20 protein-coding genes and 2 tRNA genes are annotated in these 18,182 nt (G+C 63.8%); 9 read left to right on the top strand and 13 right to left on the bottom strand.

Annotated features, from left to right (window positions below; genetic code table 11):
- Positions 1-2 precede the first annotated feature (2 nt).
- Entirely contained in the window at positions 3-902 is a 900-nt protein-coding gene (locus tag ACN9MZ_RS25585) for a LysR family transcriptional regulator (RefSeq protein WP_426339641.1), read from the top strand.
- Here the strand turns inward: ACN9MZ_RS25585 and ACN9MZ_RS25580 are convergent.
- Positions 899-1,447, bottom strand: coding sequence for a CGNR zinc finger domain-containing protein (locus ACN9MZ_RS25580; RefSeq protein WP_426339640.1), 549 nt, complete (start codon positions 1,445-1,447; stop codon positions 899-901). The genes ACN9MZ_RS25585 and ACN9MZ_RS25580 overlap by 4 nt on opposite strands.
- Before the next feature lie 104 nt (positions 1,448-1,551).
- On the opposite strand from ACN9MZ_RS25580, the gene ACN9MZ_RS25575 reads away from it, so the two are divergent.
- Genes ACN9MZ_RS25575 through ACN9MZ_RS25560 form a run of 4 tightly spaced genes read left to right on the top strand, consistent with a single transcriptional unit; the run spans position 1,552 to position 5,216 of the window.
- Positions 1,552-2,391, top strand: coding sequence for an alpha/beta fold hydrolase (locus ACN9MZ_RS25575; protein WP_426339639.1), 840 nt, complete (start codon positions 1,552-1,554; stop codon positions 2,389-2,391).
- Between the two features lie 31 nt (positions 2,392-2,422).
- Complete coding sequence (locus tag ACN9MZ_RS25570; protein ID WP_426339638.1) at positions 2,423-3,241, top strand: ChaN family lipoprotein; 819 nt, start codon at positions 2,423-2,425, stop codon at positions 3,239-3,241.
- A gap of 41 nt (positions 3,242-3,282) precedes the next feature.
- Positions 3,283-4,860 (top strand): aldehyde dehydrogenase (NADP(+)), encoded by a 1,578-nt coding sequence (locus tag ACN9MZ_RS25565; RefSeq protein ID WP_426339637.1) that lies wholly within the window; start codon positions 3,283-3,285, stop codon positions 4,858-4,860.
- 32 nt (positions 4,861-4,892) lie between these two features.
- Positions 4,893-5,216: a thioredoxin family protein gene (locus ACN9MZ_RS25560; protein ID WP_426342957.1), complete on the top strand. Its 324-nt coding sequence runs from the start codon at positions 4,893-4,895 to the stop codon at positions 5,214-5,216.
- A 133-nt stretch (positions 5,217-5,349) separates the two neighbouring features.
- On the opposite strand, the gene ACN9MZ_RS25555 is transcribed toward ACN9MZ_RS25560, so the two are convergent.
- Positions 5,350-5,426: transfer RNA gene (locus ACN9MZ_RS25555), tRNA-Met, on the bottom strand.
- Positions 5,427-5,497: 71 nt separating this feature from the next.
- Here ACN9MZ_RS25555 and ACN9MZ_RS25550 point away from each other — a divergent pair.
- Positions 5,498-5,905, top strand: a complete 408-nt coding sequence (locus ACN9MZ_RS25550) for an SRPBCC family protein (protein ID WP_426339636.1) — start codon at positions 5,498-5,500, stop codon at positions 5,903-5,905.
- 53 nt (positions 5,906-5,958) lie between these two features.
- On the opposite strand, the gene ACN9MZ_RS25545 is transcribed toward ACN9MZ_RS25550, so the two are convergent.
- The 4 genes from ACN9MZ_RS25545 to ACN9MZ_RS25530 form a co-directional block, all read right to left on the bottom strand.
- Positions 5,959-6,035, bottom strand: a tRNA-Met gene (locus ACN9MZ_RS25545).
- Positions 6,036-6,071: 36 nt separating this feature from the next.
- A complete protein-coding gene (gene miaA / locus ACN9MZ_RS25540) occupies positions 6,072-7,037 on the bottom strand; it encodes a tRNA (adenosine(37)-N6)-dimethylallyltransferase MiaA (protein ID WP_426339635.1) in 966 nt (321 codons plus the stop codon).
- Positions 7,038-7,040: 3 nt separating this feature from the next.
- On the bottom strand, positions 7,041-8,972 hold the full coding sequence (mutL, locus tag ACN9MZ_RS25535; RefSeq protein WP_426339634.1) for a DNA mismatch repair endonuclease MutL: 1,932 nt from the start codon (positions 8,970-8,972) through the stop codon (positions 7,041-7,043).
- Between the two features lie 87 nt (positions 8,973-9,059).
- Positions 9,060-9,953: a peptidylprolyl isomerase gene (locus ACN9MZ_RS25530; RefSeq protein ID WP_426342956.1), complete on the bottom strand. Its 894-nt coding sequence runs from the start codon at positions 9,951-9,953 to the stop codon at positions 9,060-9,062.
- A 122-nt stretch (positions 9,954-10,075) separates the two neighbouring features.
- On the opposite strand from ACN9MZ_RS25530, the gene ACN9MZ_RS25525 reads away from it, so the two are divergent.
- Positions 10,076-10,720, top strand: coding sequence for a VTT domain-containing protein (locus ACN9MZ_RS25525; RefSeq protein ID WP_426339633.1), 645 nt, complete (start codon positions 10,076-10,078; stop codon positions 10,718-10,720).
- A 64-nt stretch (positions 10,721-10,784) separates the two neighbouring features.
- A complete protein-coding gene (locus tag ACN9MZ_RS25520; protein ID WP_426339632.1) occupies positions 10,785-11,861 on the top strand; it encodes a carbonic anhydrase in 1,077 nt (358 codons plus the stop codon).
- Here ACN9MZ_RS25520 and ACN9MZ_RS25515 read toward each other — a convergent pair.
- From ACN9MZ_RS25515 to tsaE, 3 genes are read right to left on the bottom strand one after another with little or no spacing between them, the layout of a single operon-like run.
- On the bottom strand, positions 11,845-12,585 hold the full coding sequence (locus ACN9MZ_RS25515; protein ID WP_426339631.1) for a D-hexose-6-phosphate mutarotase: 741 nt from the start codon (positions 12,583-12,585) through the stop codon (positions 11,845-11,847). The two genes, ACN9MZ_RS25520 and ACN9MZ_RS25515, sit on opposite strands and share 17 nt — an antisense overlap.
- 9 nt (positions 12,586-12,594) lie before the next feature.
- The gene (locus tag ACN9MZ_RS25510) at positions 12,595-14,169 is read right to left on the bottom strand and encodes an N-acetylmuramoyl-L-alanine amidase (protein ID WP_426339630.1); all 1,575 of its coding nucleotides are present in this window, start codon (positions 14,167-14,169) and stop codon (positions 12,595-12,597) included.
- Positions 14,133-14,618 carry a tRNA (adenosine(37)-N6)-threonylcarbamoyltransferase complex ATPase subunit type 1 TsaE gene (gene tsaE, locus ACN9MZ_RS25505; protein WP_426339629.1) on the bottom strand — a complete coding sequence of 162 codons (486 nt, stop codon included), beginning with the start codon at positions 14,616-14,618 and terminating at the stop codon, positions 14,133-14,135. Before tsaE ends, ACN9MZ_RS25510 begins: the two co-directional genes overlap by 37 nt.
- A 41-nt stretch (positions 14,619-14,659) precedes the next feature.
- Between tsaE and queG the strand changes: the two genes are divergently transcribed.
- Positions 14,660-15,748 (top strand): tRNA epoxyqueuosine(34) reductase QueG, encoded by a 1,089-nt coding sequence (gene queG, locus ACN9MZ_RS25500; RefSeq protein ID WP_426339628.1) that lies wholly within the window; start codon positions 14,660-14,662, stop codon positions 15,746-15,748.
- A gap of 213 nt (positions 15,749-15,961) precedes the next feature.
- Here queG and ACN9MZ_RS25495 read toward each other — a convergent pair whose 3' ends face one another.
- From ACN9MZ_RS25495 to ACN9MZ_RS25480, 4 genes are read right to left on the bottom strand one after another with little or no spacing between them, the layout of a single operon-like run.
- Positions 15,962-16,804 carry a CPBP family intramembrane glutamic endopeptidase gene (locus ACN9MZ_RS25495; protein WP_426339627.1) on the bottom strand — a complete coding sequence of 281 codons (843 nt, stop codon included), beginning with the start codon at positions 16,802-16,804 and terminating at the stop codon, positions 15,962-15,964.
- Positions 16,805-16,808: 4 nt separating this feature from the next.
- Positions 16,809-17,264 carry a MarR family winged helix-turn-helix transcriptional regulator gene (locus ACN9MZ_RS25490; protein ID WP_426339626.1) on the bottom strand — a complete coding sequence of 152 codons (456 nt, stop codon included), beginning with the start codon at positions 17,262-17,264 and terminating at the stop codon, positions 16,809-16,811.
- Between the two features lie 36 nt (positions 17,265-17,300).
- Positions 17,301-17,567: a hypothetical protein gene (locus ACN9MZ_RS25485; RefSeq protein ID WP_426339625.1), complete on the bottom strand. Its 267-nt coding sequence runs from the start codon at positions 17,565-17,567 to the stop codon at positions 17,301-17,303.
- 14 nt (positions 17,568-17,581) lie between these two features.
- Positions 17,582-18,169, bottom strand: a complete 588-nt coding sequence (locus ACN9MZ_RS25480; RefSeq protein WP_057260768.1) for a response regulator transcription factor — start codon at positions 18,167-18,169, stop codon at positions 17,582-17,584.
- Positions 18,170-18,182 lie beyond the last annotated feature (13 nt).

Here is an 18,182-nt window from a genome sequence, read left to right as displayed (position 1 = left end):
GAATGCAGCGCCACTTTGACGATATGCAGCTGGGCAGCATTGAGCTGTTCGTGCTGGCGGGGGAGCAGGGCAGCTTCACCGCGGCGGCGGCAATGGCAGGCGTGACGCCGGCGGCGGTGAGCCGTTCCATTTCGCGCTTGGAGGAGCGCCTTGGCGTGCGCCTGTTCGTGCGCACCACGCGCCAGATCCGCCTGACCGATGGCGGCAGGGTGTACTTCGAACAGTGCCGGCAGGCGCTGTCGCAGCTGGTGGAGGCCGAGCGCGAAGTGACGGGGCAGCAGGCCACACCATCCGGCAAGCTGCGTATCAGTGTCACGACGCCCTATGCGCATTACCGATTGCTCGAGCGCGTGGCGGCCTTCCGCTTGCAGTTTCCGGAAGTGCAGGTCGAAGTCCACATCAGCAACCGCAACATCGATTTCGCGGACGAGGGCTACGATCTTGCCGTGCGCGGCCGTGCGCCGCAGGATTCGACCCTGGTCGCCCGCAAGATGGAAGATGCGGAGCTGGTACTGGTGGCGGCGCCGTCTTACCTGAAACGGCGCGGCAAGCCGAAGTCGCTTGAAGAACTGACCGGGCATGATTGCATCCAGTTCGTGCTGCCCAGTACCGGACGGCTGGTGCCCTGGCAGTTCATGCGCGACGGTTCGGAAATCGAATTGATCGGCGGCGATGCCGTGGTGTGCGCGGAAGACTTTCTTGGCATGGGCACCCTGGCCGTCCATGGCGGCGGCATTACGCAGACCTATCGCTTTGCCGTGGAGCGCGAACTGGGCAGCGGGACGCTGGTCGAATTGCTGCCGCAGCATGGCGGCTGCTCAAGGCCGTTCTACCTGATCTATCCGCACGCGCGCCATCTGTCGCTGCGCGTGCGCAGCTTTGTCGACTTCCTCGTGCGCTAGCCTTCCTGCTGGCGCTGGCGGAAAGCCGCCACCTTGTTGCGGTTGCCGCACAGCGCCATGCTGCACCAGCGGCGGCGGTGTGATTTGGTGCGGTCCAGGAACCACAGCGTACAGGCGTGGTCCTCGCATTTGCGCACCAGCTTGAAGTCCGCTGTCGCCAGCAACTGCGCGGCGGCTTCCGCCAGGGGCGCCAATAGCTGCTGCGGCGTGCGGGCCGCGTAGCGGGCTTGCAGCGACAGTTCGTCCCCACTTTCTTCCACCAGCACCAGGTGCCGTTCGGCATGCGCCAGCGCCGCATTCAGCGCCGCGGCATCGAACCGTTGGCCGGCCTTGCGCGCCGCCACAGCCGCGTGAACAGTTTCGCGCAATGCGCGCGCTGCAGCCAGCAGCTCGCCTGGCTTGCCGGGCGCCTCCTCTTCCGCCGTGAGCTGCCCTGCAGCGGCCAGCCAGGCCATGACGCCTGCATCGTCATGCCAGGTTTCTTCTCCTTGCACAACGGTATTCATCAGGTCCAGCGCCGGATGATCGCCGTAGAACTCAACCATTTTCCTGCCCTCCCGATTTCATTGTAACCATCAAAATAACACTTGACAAGTTACGCGGCCGGAGTATTCTTGTAACCATCAAAACTAATTTTAGGAGGTTAATTATGAATCGCACCATACAGGCCGACGGCATTAACATCTTCTACCGCGAAGCAGGTGCTCCGGATGCGCCGGCGATCCTCCTGATGCACGGTTTTCCCACCAGTTCCCACATGTTCCGCAACCTGATTCCGCTGCTGGCGACTAAATATCGCGTCATCGCCCCTGACTTGCCGGGCTTCGGTTTCACCGAGGTGCCGCCTGAACGCAAATACACCTACACGTTCGACAACCTGGCCAACACCATGGAGGCCTTCCTGCAAGCCATCAAGCTCGAAAAATTCGCGCTGTATGTGTTCGATTACGGCGCCCCGGTCGGCCTGCGCCTGGCTGCAGCCGAACCGGAACGCATTACGGCCCTGGTTTCGCAGAACGGTAACGCCTACCTGGAAGGCTTGAGCGATGGCTGGACCCCAATGCGCAAACACTGGGCCGATCCGAACGAAGAGAATACGAACGTCATGCGCGGCTTCCTGACTCCCGAAGCCACCAAATGGCAGTACACGCACGGTGTCGCCGATCCCGCCAGCGTGGCGCCCGAGTCCTATACCTTGGACTCGGCCCTGATGGCGCGTCCGGGCAATATCGATATCCAGCTCGAACTGTTTTACGACTATCGCAAAAACCTCGAGCTGTACCCAGTATTCCAGGCGTTCTTCCGCAAAGCGCAGGTGCCGACACTGGCGATCTGGGGCAAAAACGACCCGTTCTTCACCCCGCCTGGCGCCGAGGCCTATCGGCGCGATAATCCGAACGCGATCGTGCAATTGCTGGATACTGGCCATTTCGCGCTGGAGACCCACGTCGAGGTGATCGGCAAAGCCATCCATGCCCTGTTAGACTAGACGCTTTCGAGGATAGCCTGAACACGCATCGATGAAGCCATACACGATCGCACTGCTGCTGGCCGGCCTGGCGTTGGCCGGCTGCAGCAGCAAGCAAACCGTCGCCTACACGGCACCCACGACTGCCTCCAACCCGCAAGTGCTCTTGCTGGGCGAGGTGCACGACAACAAGGAGGGCCACAAGCTTCGCTTCGAAGACTTGCGCCAGCGTGTGGAAGCCGGCTGGCGGCCGGCTATCGCCATGGAGCAGTTCGACCGCGAATCGCAAGGCTTGCTGGACGAAGCGCAAAAAGGCTGCCTGGATGCTTCGTGCGTGATTAAGGTCATGAACAAGAAAGGGTGGGACTGGCAGCTTTACCATCCCATCGTCCAGCTCGCACTGAGCAACCACCTGCCGCTGATCGCTGTCAACCTGTCGCGCGCGGATGCATCGAAAGTCGTGCGCGACGGCGTTGCCTCCAGCTTTGATGCCGCCACCATCGCAGCCTACAAGCTGAAAGAGCCGCTGCCATCGGACCTGCGCCGCGGCCAGGAGAAGGCGATCCAGGAGGGCCACTGCAACATGGCGTCGGACATGATGTTGCCCGGCATGGTTAATGCGCAAGTGGCGCGCGATATCTGGATGGCCAAGCTGATTCGCCAGCAGCAGCCGCGCGACGTCGTCCTCATTGCAGGCAACGGCCATGTGCGCAAGGACATTGGCGTGCCGCGTTGGCTGAATGCTATTGAACCCAGGCTGACCGTCCGCACCATAGGCTTTATAGAGCCTGATGGCCTGCAGGGCAGCTATGACGAAATCCGCAAGGTTGCAGCGCAAAAGCGCACAGACCCTTGCGCCAAATTCAAGTAAACTTCCGGCCCTGCCGACCCCAATACATCAAGGAGCAAAGAATGCAGATCGCAGGTGAAATGTTGATCGGACAAGCCGCCGTCAAAGGCGGCGCAGGCCAGATGAAGGCCACCGACCCGGCCCGCAATATCGAGATCGAGCCAGCATTTGGCATGGCCACCCCGGCCGACCTGCAGCGCGCCTGCGAACTGGCGGCGCAAGCGTTTGACTCCTACCGCGAAACCACGCTGGAAAAGCGCGCGCAGTTCCTGGAGCAGGTGGCGCAGAACATCCTCGACATCGGCCCGCAACTGATCGAGCGCGCAATGCAGGAATCCGGCCTGCCGCAAGCCCGCCTGGAAGGTGAGCGCGGCCGCACCGTCAATCAGCTGCGCCTGTTCGCCAAAGTGGTGCGCGATGGCCTGTTCCTGGGCGCGACGCTCGATTCCGCGCTGCCGGAACGTGTGCCGCCGCGCTCCGACCTGCGCATGCGCAAGATTGGCGTCGGCCCGGTCGCTGTGTTCGGCGCCTCCAACTTCCCGCTGGCGTTCTCGGTGGCCGGCGGCGATACCGCGTCGGCCCTCGCTGCCGGCTGCCCGGTGGTCGTGAAGGCGCACCCTGCGCACCTGGGCACGTCCGAGCTGGTGGGCAAGGCGATCCAGAAAGCCGTGGCCGACCGCGGCCTGCATGAGGGCGTGTTCTCGCTGGTGATTGGCGACGTCCAGATCGGCGGCGACCTGGTGGCGCATCCTGCCATCAAGGCCGTCGGCTTCACCGGTTCGCGCGCCGGCGGCCTGGCGCTGGTGCGCATCGCCCAGGCCCGCAAGGAGCCGATTCCGGTGTACGCAGAAATGGCATCGATCAACCCGGTATTCCTGCTGCCGGGCGCACTGAAAGCCGGCGCCGCGCGCATCGCGCAAGGTTTTGCCGATTCGCTGACCATGGGTTCCGGCCAGTTCTGCACCAATCCTGGCCTGCTGATCGCGCTGGAAGGTCCTGAGCTGAACGAATTTGCCGCTGCCGCTGCTGCCGCGGTGCAGGCGAAGCCATCGACCACCATGCTGACGCCAGGCATCCATAAATCGTATGAAGCCGGCGTGGGCAAGCTGTCCGCCCTGGACAAGGTGGAATTGCTGGCGCAAGGCGGCGCGGGCAGCACCGCCTGCGCGGCGCAACCGCACCTGTACAGCACCGACGTCGATACTTTCCTGTCCACGCCGGCGCTGGAAGTCGAGAACTTCGGTCCCAGCTCGGTGCTGGTGCGCTGCCGCGATGCGGCCGACCTGCGCCGCGTCGCCGAACACGTGGAAGGGCAGTTGACCTGCACCGTGCACGCTGCCGCCGACGACCGCGAGATCGCCGCCGGCCTGCTGCCAATGCTGGAACGCAAGGCCGGCCGCATCCTGTTCAACGGCTTCCCGACCGGCGTTGAAGTGGCGCACGCCATGGTGCACGGCGGCCCGTTCCCGTCGACCTCAGATCCACGCAGCACTTCGGTTGGTGCTACTGCTATCGATCGTTTCCTGCGTCCGGTGTGCTACCAGGATGCGCCGGAATGGGCGCTGCCATCGGCCCTGGCCAACAGCAATCCGCAGAATGTGCCGCGCGTGGTTGACGGCAAGATCCAGCCGGGCGCGTAAGCTGGCACTATCATGATAAGGTGGGGCGCATGATGGAAACTGTGTACAAGACAGAGCAGCCCACCCGGGCCGACATTGATGCGCTCACCGGACCTGCGGTGCTTGAATTCGGCACCAACTGGTGCGGCTATTGCCGCGGCGCCCAGCCTGCCATTGCCGAGGCGTACAGCGAGTACGCCAACATACCCCATTTCAAGGTGGAAGACGGGCCCGGTCGCATACTGGGCCGTTCCTTCCGCATCAAACTGTGGCCGACAGTGATCTTCCTGAAAGATGGCAAGGAAGTAGCCCGTGTCGTACGCCCGGAGGACGCCGACGAGTTGCGCGAAGGCTTCGGCCAGATCGCCGGCGCTTAAGGGTTGCGAGCGCTATTGCAGGATCGACCATTTGGCCGTGCCTTGGGCAGCTGCGCGGCAATACGGGAACATGATCTGCGTGGATAACAAAAAAGCCTGAACCGTTTCCGGGGCAGGCTTTTCTGATGAATCTTGGTGGTGATAGGTGGACTTGAACCACCGACCCTAGCATTATGAATGCTATGCTCTAACCAACTGAGCTATATCACCGGAGCCACGCATTATGAGGTGTTTCGCCTATACTGTCAACCATTGACGATGTTGCAAGCAATGGAGAATGTATGTGGACGCACCGGGATAGTATTGAGACCAGCGCTTCGCCGGAAATAGTCTGGCAATTGTTCCGCGACGTGCCGGGCTGGAAGACATGGAATGCGGGCATCGAGGCCATTGCCTTGCATGGGCCCTTCACCCAAGGAACAACCTTCACGATGCAGCCGCCGGGCTCGGCCCCATTCACCAGCACCCTGCTGGAAGTGGAGGAAAACCGCGGCTTCACCGATGTGACGGAAATCGATGGCACGCGCGTGGTCGTACGGCACCTGATCGCAGCGTTGCCGGATGGCGGCAGCCGCGTGACCTATGCGACCGAAATCATCGGCCCCCAGGCAGCGGACTTCGGACCGATGGTAACGGGCGACTTTCCGGAGGTGCTTGCAGGCCTGAAGCGCGTTGCGGAAGGCGCCTGAAAACGAAAAACCCGCAGTGCATCGGGTGCAGTGCGGGTTTTCGCAGAATCCTTTGGTGGTGATAGGTGGACTTGAACCACCGACCCTAGCATTATGAATGCTATGCTCTAACCAACTGAGCTATATCACCGCAAGGCCAGCATTATCGGTGCTGGCCACCGGCCTGTCAAGGGCTGATTTTCGCGTTGGCGATTCTGGCAAGCACCTGCTCTTGCAACTGCTGGCTGGCGTCCGAGGCGCAGCAGTCGACCACGATCCGTGCAGGCATGGCGCGCAGCCAGGTTAGCTGGCGCTTACATAGCTGGCGGGTGGCGATGATGCCGGTCTCGCGCATTGTCGCGTAATCGATGGTGCCGTCCAGGTATTCCCAGGCCTGGCGATAACCGACGCAGCGGATCGACGGCAGGCCCAGATGCAGGTCGCCGCGCGCGCGCAGGGTTTTCACTTCATCGAGGAAACCGGAACCGAGCATGATGTCGAAGCGGCGCGCGATGCGTTCGTGCAGCCAGGCGCGGTCGGACGGTTCGAGTGCGAACGACACCAGGTCGAAGGGAAGCTCCTCTTTCTCGCGCTGTGCCAGCAGTTCGGACATCGGTTTGCCTGACAGTGCGTGGATTTCCAGGGCGCGCTGGATGCGCTGGGCGTCGGCAGGCTTGAGGCGTGCAGCCGTCTCGGGATCGACCTGCGCCAGGCGCGCGTGCATGGCGGGCCAGCCGATGCGGGCGGCTTCCTCGTCCAGCTGCGCGCGCAAGGCGGCATCGGCGCCTGGCAGGTCGTCCAGGCCGTCGGCTAGGCCTTTGTAATACAGCATGGTGCCGCCGACCAGCAGCGGGACCTTGCCGCGCGCGCTGATCTCTGCTACCAGGCGCAGGGTGTCGGTACGGAACTGGGCCACCGAATAGGAATCCAGCGGGTCGATGATGTCGACCAGGTGGTGCGGCACGGCGGCAAGTTCTTCTTTCGAAGGCTTGGCGGTGCCGATGTCCATGCCTCGATACACCAGCGCGGAATCGACCGAGATGATTTCGCACGGCACCTGCTGTGCGATGGCCAGCGCGGCCGCGGTCTTGCCGGACGCGGTCGGCCCCATGATGGCGACCGCCAGCGGGCGCTTGTTCGACTGCTCGTTCATTGTTTACTGCCCGCGCAGGAAGAGTTTATCGAGCGCGTTGATGTCGATCTGCACCCAGGTCGGGCGGCCGTGGTTGCACTGGTCGGCGCGCTCGGTGGCTTCCATATGGCGCAACAGGGCGTTCATTTCCGGCACGGCCAGGATGCGGTTGGCGCGCACGGCGGTATGGCAGGCGAGGGTGCCGAGCAGCTCGTTGCGGCGCTCGATCAGCACGCGCGAGCCGCCGTATTCGCGCACGTCGCGGATCACGTCGCGCGCCAGGGTCTGCGCGTCGGCGTTCTTCAGCAACGCAGGAACGGCGCGCACCGCCAACGTAGTGGGCGACATCACGGCGATGTCGAAGCCGAGCGTCTTCAGCGTGTCGCCGTGTTCCTGGACCGTCCCCACCTCCACCGCGTCGGCGTAGAAGGTGACCGGGATCAGCAGGTTCTGCACCGACATGTCGGTGCCATCGATCTGCGCGTCCAGCGCGTTCTTCAACTGCTCGTACAGGATGCGCTCGTGCGCAGCGTGCATGTCGACCAGCACCAGGCCTTTGCTGTTCTGGGCCAGGATGTAGATGCCGTGCAACTGCGCCAGAGCGAAGCCGAGCGGGAATTCTTCGCCTGCCAGCTGCGCCGACGAGGCGCTGAGCGGCGCCGCTTGCGGCAGCGTGTAATCGGCAGTGGCGCGGAAGCCATTGCCGCCGTCCGCCGCAGTCGCGCCGGGGCCGATATTGTCGCGCGGTTCGTTTGACCACAGGGCGCCATAGCGCTCCGTGCTCTGGGCCACGCCCGCGCCTGGTGCGCCGAACGGCGATGGCGAGAACGTCGGGCGGTATTCAGGATTCAGGATCGAGCCGAAGCTGGTCTGCTGCTGCGGCCGCCAGACGGGACCCGATGCCTGCAGGTTGTCGGCGGCCGGCAGCGGCGAAGGCACGCTGCCGTGCGAGGTGGCCGAAGTTGCGGCCAGCGCGCGCTGCACGGCGTGGAACACGAACTGGTGCACCGCGCGGCCATCGCGGAAGCGCACTTCGATCTTGGATGGGTGTACGTTCACGTCGACCAGCGCAGGGTCGAGGTCGAGCGCCAGCACATAAGAGGGGTAGCGGTCGCCGTGCAGCACATCTTCATAAGCGGCGCGCACGGCGTGTACCAGCAGCTTGTCGCGCACGAAGCGGCCGTTGACATAGAAGTACTGGCTGTCGGCGCGGCCCTTGGAGGCGGTGGGCAGGCCGGCAAAGCCGTGGATGCGCAGTACGCCCGAGCCTTCGTCCAGGGCCAGGCGTGCTTCTTCGAAATTGCTGCCCAGGATTTGCGCGCTGCGCCTGGCCATGTCGCTGACCATCCAGTGGTCGACCGTCTTGCCATTGTGGCTAAGCGTGAACGATACGTCGGGACGTGCCAGGGCGATGCGGCGAACCACTTCCGCGCAGTGGCCAAATTCGGTTTGTTCGGATTTCAGGAATTTGCGGCGCGCCGGGGTATTGAAATACAGGTCGCGCACGTCAATCGTCGTGCCCGGGGCACCAGAGGAGGGCACCACTGTGCCTTCGTGCGAGCCTTCCAGTTCCCAGGCATGGGCGCCGTCGGCGGTGCGGGACGTCAAGGTGACTGCGGCTACCGAGGCGATCGATGCCAGGGCCTCGCCGCGGAAGCCGAGGGTGCCGACGTTTTCCAGGTCGTCCAGCGAGGCGATTTTCGAGGTCGCATGGCGCGCCAGGGCCAGCGGCATCTGGTCGGGCGGGATGCCGCGGCCATTGTCAGTAATGCAAATACGTTTGACGCCGCCTTCTTCCAGCCGCACAGTGATCTGGGTCGAGCCGGCGTCCAGGGCGTTTTCCAGGAGTTCCTTGACAACTGCCGATGGGCGCTCGACCACCTCGCCGGCGGCGATCTGGGAAATCAGTTGGTCGGGGAGGGCCCGGATCGGGCGGGGCGGAGTTGGGGCATTCATGGGCAGGATTATAACGGTAGCCAGTGTGCCAGGCCCCAACACGCAACACGCTTCGCGTGTCGCATGTCGGGCGCTGACCCCAGGAAGTTACTTTGCTTCGCGCACCGGGATCGGCACGTTGCACAGGTCCACATGGCCGGCCGCATATTTGGTCCATGGCCCGCCGCGGTTGCGCTGGGCTTCGATCACGGACTTGAAGCTGGCCGACTCGGTGCGCATCACTTCGAACTTCGAGCGCTCGGCTTCCGGCACGTCGGCTGCCAGCTTGACCGACTTGATCGGCACCCATTGCTCCTCCTTCTCGAACATGCCCATCGGCGCCGGGCCGCGCGGCAGCACGGACAGCAGCGGCATGCCGCTGACGATGCGCCCCACCACGGTGATATTGCGGTCCAGGTGGCGCGGCGAGTTGCCGATGACCGTGTACAAGGTGCCGCCGTTGCCGCTGTCGGACTCATTGCCGCGCGCCACGCCAACCATGCCGTAGCAATGCGCCAGCCAGGCCTGGCCGGTTTTCGGGTCGCGTGCGGAAGGGAAGCCGTTGGAGTGGCCCACCTGCGGCGCATAGCCATCCTTGTCCGGCAGGCGGGTGAACTGGGTGTCGTTCTTCATCGGCACCGTGAATTCCTGTTCCAGCTTGGCCTTGGCGCTGCCGATCGCCTTTGGCTTGTCCTCGCGCGGATCGCCCCACTGCACCACGAAATTGTCCTGCGTGCGATAGATCCACAGCCCGTCCCAATAGCCCTCCCTGGCCATGGTGCGGATATTGGCAGCGTGGTTCGGCGCGAAGGCAGGCGCCAGTTCGATGATCACGCGGCCGGCAGGCAGCTCCATGTACAGGGTACTGGCCGGGTCCAGTTGGCGCCAGTCGGCTTGCGGCGATGCCTTGACGATGTCGCTGACGGTCGGCTTGGGCGGCAATTCTTTGGTGGGCGCGGCCATGGCGGCCAGGGGTAAGGCCACAACAAGGACGGCGGGCATGATGGACTTCACTAAGGTCTCCTTTATGGGGTTCTCAGCAGATGCTAAGATGCCGGGCAATTTTAGCCTGTAAGATAGACAGTTTGGTATCATCCCCGCCGCAACCTTTTGGGATTTAATAAATGGATTTCGTTCAATTGCTGGACATGCTGGTGCACGTAGACAGTGCGATGGATAAACTGATCGCGCAATACGGCATGTATATTTATGCGCTGCTGTTCGCTATCGTCTTCTGCGAGACCGGCCTGGTTGTGCTGTTCTTCTTCCCCGGCGATACGCTGCTGTTTATCGGCGGCGCCTTCTGTGCCAGCGGCCAGATGAACCTTGGATTGCTGATGTTCCTGTTGGCGACTGCCGCAATTTTGGGCAACACCACCAATTACTGGATCGGCGAGGCCATTGGCCAGCGGGTATTTACCCACGATTACCGCTGGATCAACAAGGATGCCTTGCGGCGCACCCACGAGTTCTTTGAAAAACATGGCGGCAAAACCATTATCCTGGCGCGCTTTGTGCCGGTAGTGCGCACTTTCGCGCCGTTCGTGGCCGGCGTGTCGGACATGACCCATGCACGCTTCCAGATGTTCAACATCGTCGGCGCCGTGGCCTGGGTGGTGTCCCTGTGCGTGGCGGGTTATATCTTCGGCAACACCCCCTTCGTGCGCGACCACCTGAGCACCATCGTGCTGTTTGGCGTGGGCGTGGCAGTGGTACCGATGGCACTGGGCGGCGCCTGGAAGCTGGGCCGCCGCATGCTCAAGCGTTAATCCACTCAAGTTTTCCCATAGCGCAACCGTTAACCGGAGTAACAGTCTCTCCTCCGGATTTAACATGCGTAACTTGATCGCCCTGTCGGCCTGTTGTCTTGTCATCGCGACAGCAGGCGCCGCCGATCCCGCCATCACGCCATCGAAAGGCGTGCCGAGTATTCGCCCGAACCTGGCCGCAGCCGCTGCGGCCGACAAGGCGAATGCTGAAAAGGACGCCAGTTCGACCGCTGGTCCTAAATACGTTCCCCCGGTACGCAAGAATTCCGCTGCATCGGCCGCCGCCCAGCGCGAAGAAGAGGCACGCGCAGAAGCGGAACTGTCGGAGAAGATCGCCCAGCGCCTGGCCGAGATGCGTGCCAACCAGGCCGCCCGCATTGCCGCTGCCGAGAAAACCCGCAAGCAGAAGGCTGCCAAGGCTGCCGCTGCGGAAGTTGCGGCCAAGGCGCCCCCGCCGCGCGTGTATGGCACTCATTGGACCTATGAAGGCGAAGCAGGACCTGCCAACTGGTCCAGGATCAATTCCGACTGGGCGAAATGCTCGACGGGAAACCGCCAGTCGCCGATCGATATCCGCGATGGCATGAAGGTGGACCTGGAGCAGATCGCCTTCGACTACCGACCATCCGGTTTCAATGTGACCGATAACGGCCATACCGTGCAGGTGATGGTAAGCCCGGGCAACTACCTGAGCGTAGCGGGCCGCACATATGAGCTGCAGCAGTTCCACTTCCATCGCCCGGCCGAGGAACGCGTGAACGGCAAGGGCTTCGAGATGGTGGTGCACCTGGTGCACAAGGATCCGGAAGGCAGGCTGGCAGTGCTGGCGCTGCTGCTGGAACGCGGCAAGCCGCAGCCGACCATCCAGACGGTATGGAACAACTTGCCGCTGGAAAAGGGCGATACGGCTATGCCGAGCATCGTGCTGGACCCCAACGACATGCTGCCGCAGCGGCGCGACTACTACACGTTCATGGGGTCGCTGACCACGCCGCCATGCACCGAAGGCGTGCTGTGGCTGGTGATGAAGGAGCCGGTGCAGGCTTCGCCGGCGCAACTGGCCTTGTTCAGCCGGCTGTATCCGTTCAATGCACGTCCGATCCAGGCCAGTTCCGGCCGTATGATCAAGGAATCAAACTGATGGTGTGAAGGCCGGTCCATTCGGCGCCGGCCGGCAGCACCTGCTTGTCCACCCGGGCAGGTTCAATGCAGACGAAGCGGCGATGGTCGCTGTCGTCCATGTCGGGCGAGGCAGCGGCGCCTTGCGCGCCCGGATTCCAGACCACCCATTCAGAAAAACCTTGCTGCTCCAGTTGCAGCGACCCGGCGCCGGTGTCGAGGCGCAGTTGCGGCGTGGCCGGACGAATGTCGTCCAGGGCGCCGCTGAACGGCATGCCGTCCAGCGTGGCCTTCTCGAATTCGGCGAGCGCGAAATAGGTGTGCAGGGCGCCGGCCCAGCTGAAGTCCTGCTGGCCGGTGTTGCGCACGGTGTAGCGGATCTGCAGTGCGTTGGCTTTCAGTTCGACGCGCAGGCGCAGTTCAAAGGCGCTCGGCCAGGACTGGAAGTGGTTGCGCGGCAGGTCGCTTTGCGCCAGCGCCAGTTCGGCCCAGTCGTTGGCCTGCTCGACGATGCGCCAGGTGGAAGTGCGGGCGAAGCCGTGGCGCAGACCGTCGCCGCGCGTAGCAAATTGCGGGAAGATGACCGGCACCCCGCCGCGGATGGCGGCGCTGCCGTCGAGCGCTGAACGCCGGCTCAGGAACAGGCGCTCCTTGCCGTCCGCAGTCTTCCACGACATCAAATGCGCACCGAACAGGGAAATGGTGGCTTCGGCGCCCTCGGGTGTGGAGATGCGGACTTCGTTCATACGCTTTCCTTATGTGAGCCGGTTCTTCGAGAGCGGCGGGTTCTTGGCGAAATAGCGGCGGATGCCTTTGACAATGGCGTCCGCGATCTTGTCCTGGTAATCATCGTCCAGCAGGCGCGCTTCTTCTTCCGGGTTGGAAATGAAGGCGGTTTCGATCAGGATCGATGGAATGTCCGGCGCCTTCAGCACGGCGAAGCCGGCCTGCTCGACCGAGCCTTTATGCAGCTTGTTGATGCCGCCAATTTCACCCAGCACCGCCTTGCCGACCTTCATGCTGTCGTTGATCTGGGCAGTGGTGGAAAGGTCGAACAGTACGCTGGCCAGTTGCGGGTCGTGGCCCTTGGCGTTGGCGCCGCCAATCAGGTCGGCCTGGTTTTCCTTGTCGGCCAGCCAGCGTGCGGCGCTCGAGGTCGCGCCTTTTTCCGACAGCACGAAGACGGAGGAGCCGCGGGCGCTGGTTTTCACGAAAGCGTCGGCGTGGATCGAGACGAACAGGTCGGCATCGACCTTGCGCGCCTTTTCCACGCGCTTGCCAAGCGGGACGAAGTAGTCGCCGTCGCGCGTGAGCATGACGCGCATGTTGGGGTGGTCTTCGATCTTTTCTTTCAGGCGCTTGGCGATGGCCAGCACGATGTCCTTTTCGCGGCTGCCGCGCGCGCCCATGGCGCCGGGATCCTCGCCGCCGTGGCCGGGGTCAAGGGCGATCGTGAGCATGCGGACCATTTTTTCCTGGCCGGATTTCTGACCGGGCTTGTGGTGGGCGGGCGCTGGCTCTTGCTCGTCAGGAGCTGGCTTGCCGGATTGCGCAGCGAGTGCCGGGGACTGGCCTGGGACACTGGCGCTCGCTCCGCCTTGTGCCGACGCAGTGGCCCCAGACTGGACGGATGGCGTGGCCGGCGCGACGGACGGGTTGGCGCCACCCTGGCCGGGGAGGACTGCCTGGCCGCCGCTACCGGCCTGGCCCGGCGCCGCCGGTTGGCCTGGCGCGGTCGGCTGGCCGGCGAGGACAGGCTGGCCAGCTGCGCCGCCCTGGCCGCCTGGCGCGGCGCGGGGGGACGCGCCAGCGGCAGGCTGCTGCGCCTTGTCATCCTGCGTCCATTCGCCTTTTTCAATGAGCGCCGCGATCGGGTCCACCGCCTTGACCGGGTAAAGGTCGAAGATCAGGCGATGCTTGTAGTTGCCTACCGGTTCCAGCGTGAACACCTGCGGCGTGACTTTCTCTTTCAGGTCGAACACCAGCCGCACTACGTTCGGGCGGTTCTGGCCAACGCGTACTTCCTTGATGTACGGGTCGTTCGACTCGATCTTGGCGACCAGGCTTTTCAGCGTGGAGTTCAGCACCAGGCCTTCAATGTCGACCACCAGCCGGTCCGGGTCCGGAACCAGGAAGTGCTTGACCTTGAGGTCGGTGTCGTTTTCCAGCGTAACGCGGGTGTAATCCTCCGCCGGCCAGACACGCACAGCCAGGATCTGCGCGGCTTGCGCAGACATGGGCGCGAGCACGGACAGCAAGAGGGTGCCGCCGGCCTTGAGCACCGTGCGGCGGCTTACAGGTTTGGAGCGAATTGGAGGCGTTGCAGGCATGACGTACCAAGAGCGGAAGACGGCTGCAATTCTACATCACGTCCGGCCCCGGCTACAGAGAGGTAAACATGCAGGTCGGGAGGCGGCAGCACACCGTCCGCCTTCTCGGGCCATTCGACGATGCACACGTTCTCGCGGTTGAACTCCTCGCGGAAGCCTGCGTCCAGGAACTCTTCCGGGCTGCCCATGCGGTACAGGTCGAAATGCACCACATTAGCCAGCTTGCCGTCGACCTTCACGCGGTAAGGCTCGGACAGGGTATAGGTCGGGCTTTTCACCGGTCCAACGTGACCGGCAGCATGCAGCAGTGCGCGCGTCAGGGCGGTCTTGCCGGCGCCCAGGTCGCCGTGCAGGTAGATCGCCATGCCGGGCAGCAGGGCGCGCGAGAGCGCCGCACCTAGCGCCGCGGTACCGGCTTCGTCGTGAAGATGGGATTTAAAGTGCTGCATCGAATAAAATGATGGTTTGGATTTCCCCGCATTGTAAGGCCGTGTCACTCTCCCAAGCCAATTTAGACGAATTAGCCAGCCGCATCAAGGCGTGGGGGCTTGAGCTCGGCTTCGCGGAGGTGCGCATTGCCGATATCGACCTGTCTGCCGCCGAGGCGGGGCTGCAAGCCTGGCTGGATGCCGGCATGCATGGCGATATGGACTATATGGCAAGCCACGGCATGAAACGCGCGCGTCCGGCGGAGCTGGTGCCGGGCACGGTGCGGGTGATCACGGCGCGCATGAATTACCTGCCTGGTGCGGCCGACGAGGGCTGGCGCGAACGGGAAACGGCGCGCCTGTCCGATCCGACGCAGGCCGTCATCTCGGTGTATGCCCGTGGCCGCGACTACCACAAGGTATTGCGCGCGCGGCTGCAGCAGCTGGCCGACAAGGTCAGTGCGGCGGTCGGCGAATTCGGCTACCGCGTGTTCACCGACTCGGCGCCGGTGATGGAGCTGCCGCTGGCGGAAAAGTCGGGCCTGGGCTGGCGCGGCAAGCACACCTTGCTGATCAACCGCAGCGCGGGCTCCATGTTCTTCATGGGCGAGATCCTGGTCGACCTGCCGCTGCCGGTCGATGAACCGACCGGCGCGCACTGCGGCCAGTGCACGGCCTGCATCGACGTTTGCCCGACCCAGGCCATCCTCGGCCCCGGCAAGCTCGATGCGCGGCGCTGCATTTCCTACCTGACCATCGAGCTCAAAAGCGCCATTCCGGAAGAATTGCGGCCTTTGCTTGGCAATCGCGTCTACGGCTGCGACGATTGCCAGACCGTCTGCCCCTGGAACAAGTTCGCCCAGCGCGCCACGCTGCCGGACTTCGACGAGCGCCATGCCCTGGGCAGCGCCGGCATGATCGAACTGTTTGCCTGGTCCGAAGAGGAGTTCAATCGCCGCATGGAGGGCAGCCCGATCCGCCGCATCGGCCATGAACGCTGGCTGCGCAACCTCGCAGTCGGCCTTGGCAACACTGCGCGCCTGGGCGCCAAGGGCGATCCCGCCATCCTGGCTGCGCTGCAGGCGCGCCGCGATCATCCATCGGAAATGGTGCGGGAACACGTGGAATGGGCGCTGCGCCAGCACCACTAGTCCAGTACTAACGCATAATTGACCTGTCCCTGATGCGGCGCTGCGCTCGCTGACGTCCTGTATCTGCTGCGTGATGCGGGAGGTGGACGTTGGGGCGTTACGGCGGCGGAGAATTCCTGATTGCGCTGCCCGAAACAGGCCGGGAAGGCGCATTCGTCTTTGCATGCCGATGAAGCGCTGTATCGCGCCAAGCAGGGCGCCGCAACCAGGCAGTCATGGGCGTTTAGGCTGTACCTTCAGCATCCAGGCCGCAGCAATGCCCCATACGACCAGCGTTGCCAGCGAACCTTCCACGCCATAGGCGCCGCCGCTGAGCCATTCGGGGCCGGACATCTGAACTTGCAGCCAGCCGCGCGCGGCGTGGCCGGAAACCGGGACCCCCAGCACGCCATCGAACAGGTAATTCCACGCGAAGTGCACGCCGACCGGCAGCCACAGGCTGCGCGTCAGCAACCACGCAGCGCACAGCCCGAGGCTGGCAACTCCGGTGTTGAGTACCGCCAGCGCGGTGATGTGTTCATTGGGCAGGTGGGCCAGCGCGAACAGCGGCACGTTGACCAGCAGCGAGGTAAGTGTGCCCCAGCGCGCTTCGACAATGCGGAATAGCACGGCGCGGAACAGCAGCTCTTCCAGGATCGCCACCATGGCTTGCTCGGACAGGGGCTTGATGGCGGCATTCCAGTTCGCGCTGCCGGTGACTTCCAGCGCGCCCGCTGCCGCCAGGGCACCGGCAACCGCACAACTCAGCGCGGCGCCGATGCCAAGGCCTCGCAGCAGGTCAGGCGCCGCGCCATGCAGGGAGGATTCGATGGCGTTGCGCTGCTCAAAGCGGCGCACGTAAAAACGGTACCCGGCCAGGCATAGTGCAGCAGCGAGCAAATGATGCCAGGCGATGCGCAATTCCTTGGGCACCAGCGCCTGCGCCAGCATCATGGTTGCGATCAGGGGCAGGGCCACGCAAGCGATGCCGGCGAGGATACGCACCACGGGGGTGCGGGTCAGGCGGCTACGCAGGGGCAGGGATTGGGGTAGCGGGGAGGGGATGGCTTGTTGCATCGTTCTACTCCTTTGCGTTGCGAATGCGTTCACCGAAGGGGCGCCGCTCCAATGCGGCAATGGCGCGCGTCAGTGTGTCGGACAGGGGATGGGGCAAGTCTGCATCGAGCGAATCGGCTGCCGCTGCCGTGGCGCGCCAGCATGCCTGCAACTCAGGCAGCAGGCGTTCGCCCTGTGGGCTGAGGCGCAGCAGCTTCTGGCGCGCATCGGTGGGGCTGGCCTCCACCGCCAGCCAGCCTTCCTTGAGCATCAGGGCCACGGTCTGCGTGGCGGCGGGCTGGGTGATGCCGGCGCTTTCCGCAATCTGGCCGACGGTGCATGGCTGGCCGCCGGCCAGCGCACGCAGCACGGGAGTGTAGCGGGGCCGGTAGTCCAGCCCCGCCTCAACGTAAGATTGCTGCACGGCGCCGTCCAGCAGCTCGATCAAATGGCGCAATTGGGTTCCAAGTCCTTGTTTCATGGACCCATCTTAGCACGATGTATAAGTGCTTATGTATTATTTTTCGGTAATTGCCGCGCAAGCCCGTCGCGGATGGCGGCGGCCAGGACCTGGGCCTCGACGCCGTAATGCACGGTCATGATGACAAGTCGAGCCCTCCGCTTCGAAAAACGATATGGCCGACCGGCAGCCGGCCCAGCGCCAGTTGTAGACGCCAACTGCGCAGCACATGCCAAAGAAGGTAATCGGCACCAGCGCCTTGGAGCCTTGCGTGGGCAGGATCAGCAGCCCGGCCAGGACGAACAGCAGTCCTATGCCGGTCATTGCCCAGTCCTATTTCACTTCAACAGTCCCGCCAGTTCAACTGCGGTCTTGACCTGCATCTTGTCGAAGATATGCGCACGGTGGACTTCCACTGTGCGCATCGAGATGCCCAGTTCGTCGGCCACCACCTTGTTCATCTTGCCGGCCAGGATCAGGTCCAGCACTTCGCGTTCCCTGCTCGAAAGTGTGGCCAGGCGCGCCTGCACGGCCGCCTTGCCGCTGGCCTGTCGCGAAGCGGCCAGGCCTTCCTGCACGCGGTCCATCAACTGGTTGTCGTTGAAAGGCTTCTCGAAGAAGTCGAAGGCGCCGCGCTTGAGCGTATCGACCGCCATCGGCACGTCGCCGTGGCCGGTCAGGAAGATGACGGGCAGGCGTGCCGTCAGCCCGCGCGCCGCCAGCTGGTCGAAGGCTGCCACGCCGCTGATTTCGGGCATGCGCACGTCGAGCAGTACGCAGTCGCCTTCCGGGTCGAAGGCGCCGCCTTGTGCGAAGGCCAGGAAGGCGGCAGCGCTTTCGTAGGTGGTTGCTGCGATGCCGCGCGAGGACGCGAGCCACGACAGTGCATCGCGCACCACGGCTTCATCGTCAACAATATGTAGCATTCTGGGTCTCCCG

The sequence above is a fragment of the Pseudoduganella sp. S-14 genome, from assembly GCF_049913285.1.
Taxonomy (GTDB): domain Bacteria; phylum Pseudomonadota; class Gammaproteobacteria; order Burkholderiales; family Burkholderiaceae_D; genus Rugamonas.
Note: the sequence above shows the minus strand (reverse complement) of the source record. Positions and strands in the feature narration are given on the sequence as shown.

Excerpts from the sequence above, each read along its gene's own strand:
- ACN9MZ_RS25510 (WP_426339630.1), bottom strand. The coding sequence starts at position 14,169 with ATGCCTGCAACGCCTCCAATTCGCTCCAAACCTGTAAGCCGCCGCACG.
- tsaE (WP_426339629.1), bottom strand. The coding sequence starts at position 14,618 with ATGCAGCACTTTAAATCCCATCTTCACGACGAAGCCGGTACCGCGGCG.
- ACN9MZ_RS25565 (WP_426339637.1), top strand. The coding sequence starts at position 3,283 with ATGCAGATCGCAGGTGAAATGTTGATCGGACAAGCCGCCGTCAAAGGC.
- ACN9MZ_RS25560 (WP_426342957.1), top strand. The coding sequence starts at position 4,893 with ATGGAAACTGTGTACAAGACAGAGCAGCCCACCCGGGCCGACATTGAT.
- ACN9MZ_RS25480 (WP_057260768.1), bottom strand. The coding sequence starts at position 18,169 with ATGCTACATATTGTTGACGATGAAGCCGTGGTGCGCGATGCACTGTCG.
- ACN9MZ_RS25525 (WP_426339633.1), top strand. The coding sequence starts at position 10,076 with ATGGATTTCGTTCAATTGCTGGACATGCTGGTGCACGTAGACAGTGCG.
- mutL (WP_426339634.1), bottom strand. The coding sequence starts at position 8,972 with ATGAATGCCCCAACTCCGCCCCGCCCGATCCGGGCCCTCCCCGACCAA.
- ACN9MZ_RS25575 (WP_426339639.1), top strand. The coding sequence starts at position 1,552 with ATGAATCGCACCATACAGGCCGACGGCATTAACATCTTCTACCGCGAA.
- ACN9MZ_RS25530 (WP_426342956.1), bottom strand. The coding sequence starts at position 9,953 with ATGCCCGCCGTCCTTGTTGTGGCCTTACCCCTGGCCGCCATGGCCGCG.
- ACN9MZ_RS25515 (WP_426339631.1), bottom strand. The coding sequence starts at position 12,585 with ATGAACGAAGTCCGCATCTCCACACCCGAGGGCGCCGAAGCCACCATT.
- ACN9MZ_RS25550 (WP_426339636.1), top strand. The coding sequence starts at position 5,498 with ATGTGGACGCACCGGGATAGTATTGAGACCAGCGCTTCGCCGGAAATA.
- ACN9MZ_RS25570 (WP_426339638.1), top strand. The coding sequence starts at position 2,423 with ATGAAGCCATACACGATCGCACTGCTGCTGGCCGGCCTGGCGTTGGCC.
- miaA (WP_426339635.1), bottom strand. The coding sequence starts at position 7,037 with ATGAACGAGCAGTCGAACAAGCGCCCGCTGGCGGTCGCCATCATGGGG.
- ACN9MZ_RS25520 (WP_426339632.1), top strand. The coding sequence starts at position 10,785 with ATGCGTAACTTGATCGCCCTGTCGGCCTGTTGTCTTGTCATCGCGACA.
- ACN9MZ_RS25485 (WP_426339625.1), bottom strand. The coding sequence starts at position 17,567 with ATGACCGGCATAGGACTGCTGTTCGTCCTGGCCGGGCTGCTGATCCTG.
- ACN9MZ_RS25495 (WP_426339627.1), bottom strand. The coding sequence starts at position 16,804 with ATGCAACAAGCCATCCCCTCCCCGCTACCCCAATCCCTGCCCCTGCGT.
- ACN9MZ_RS25580 (WP_426339640.1), bottom strand. The coding sequence starts at position 1,447 with ATGGTTGAGTTCTACGGCGATCATCCGGCGCTGGACCTGATGAATACC.
- ACN9MZ_RS25585 (WP_426339641.1), top strand. The coding sequence starts at position 3 with ATGCAGCGCCACTTTGACGATATGCAGCTGGGCAGCATTGAGCTGTTC.
- ACN9MZ_RS25490 (WP_426339626.1), bottom strand. The coding sequence starts at position 17,264 with ATGAAACAAGGACTTGGAACCCAATTGCGCCATTTGATCGAGCTGCTG.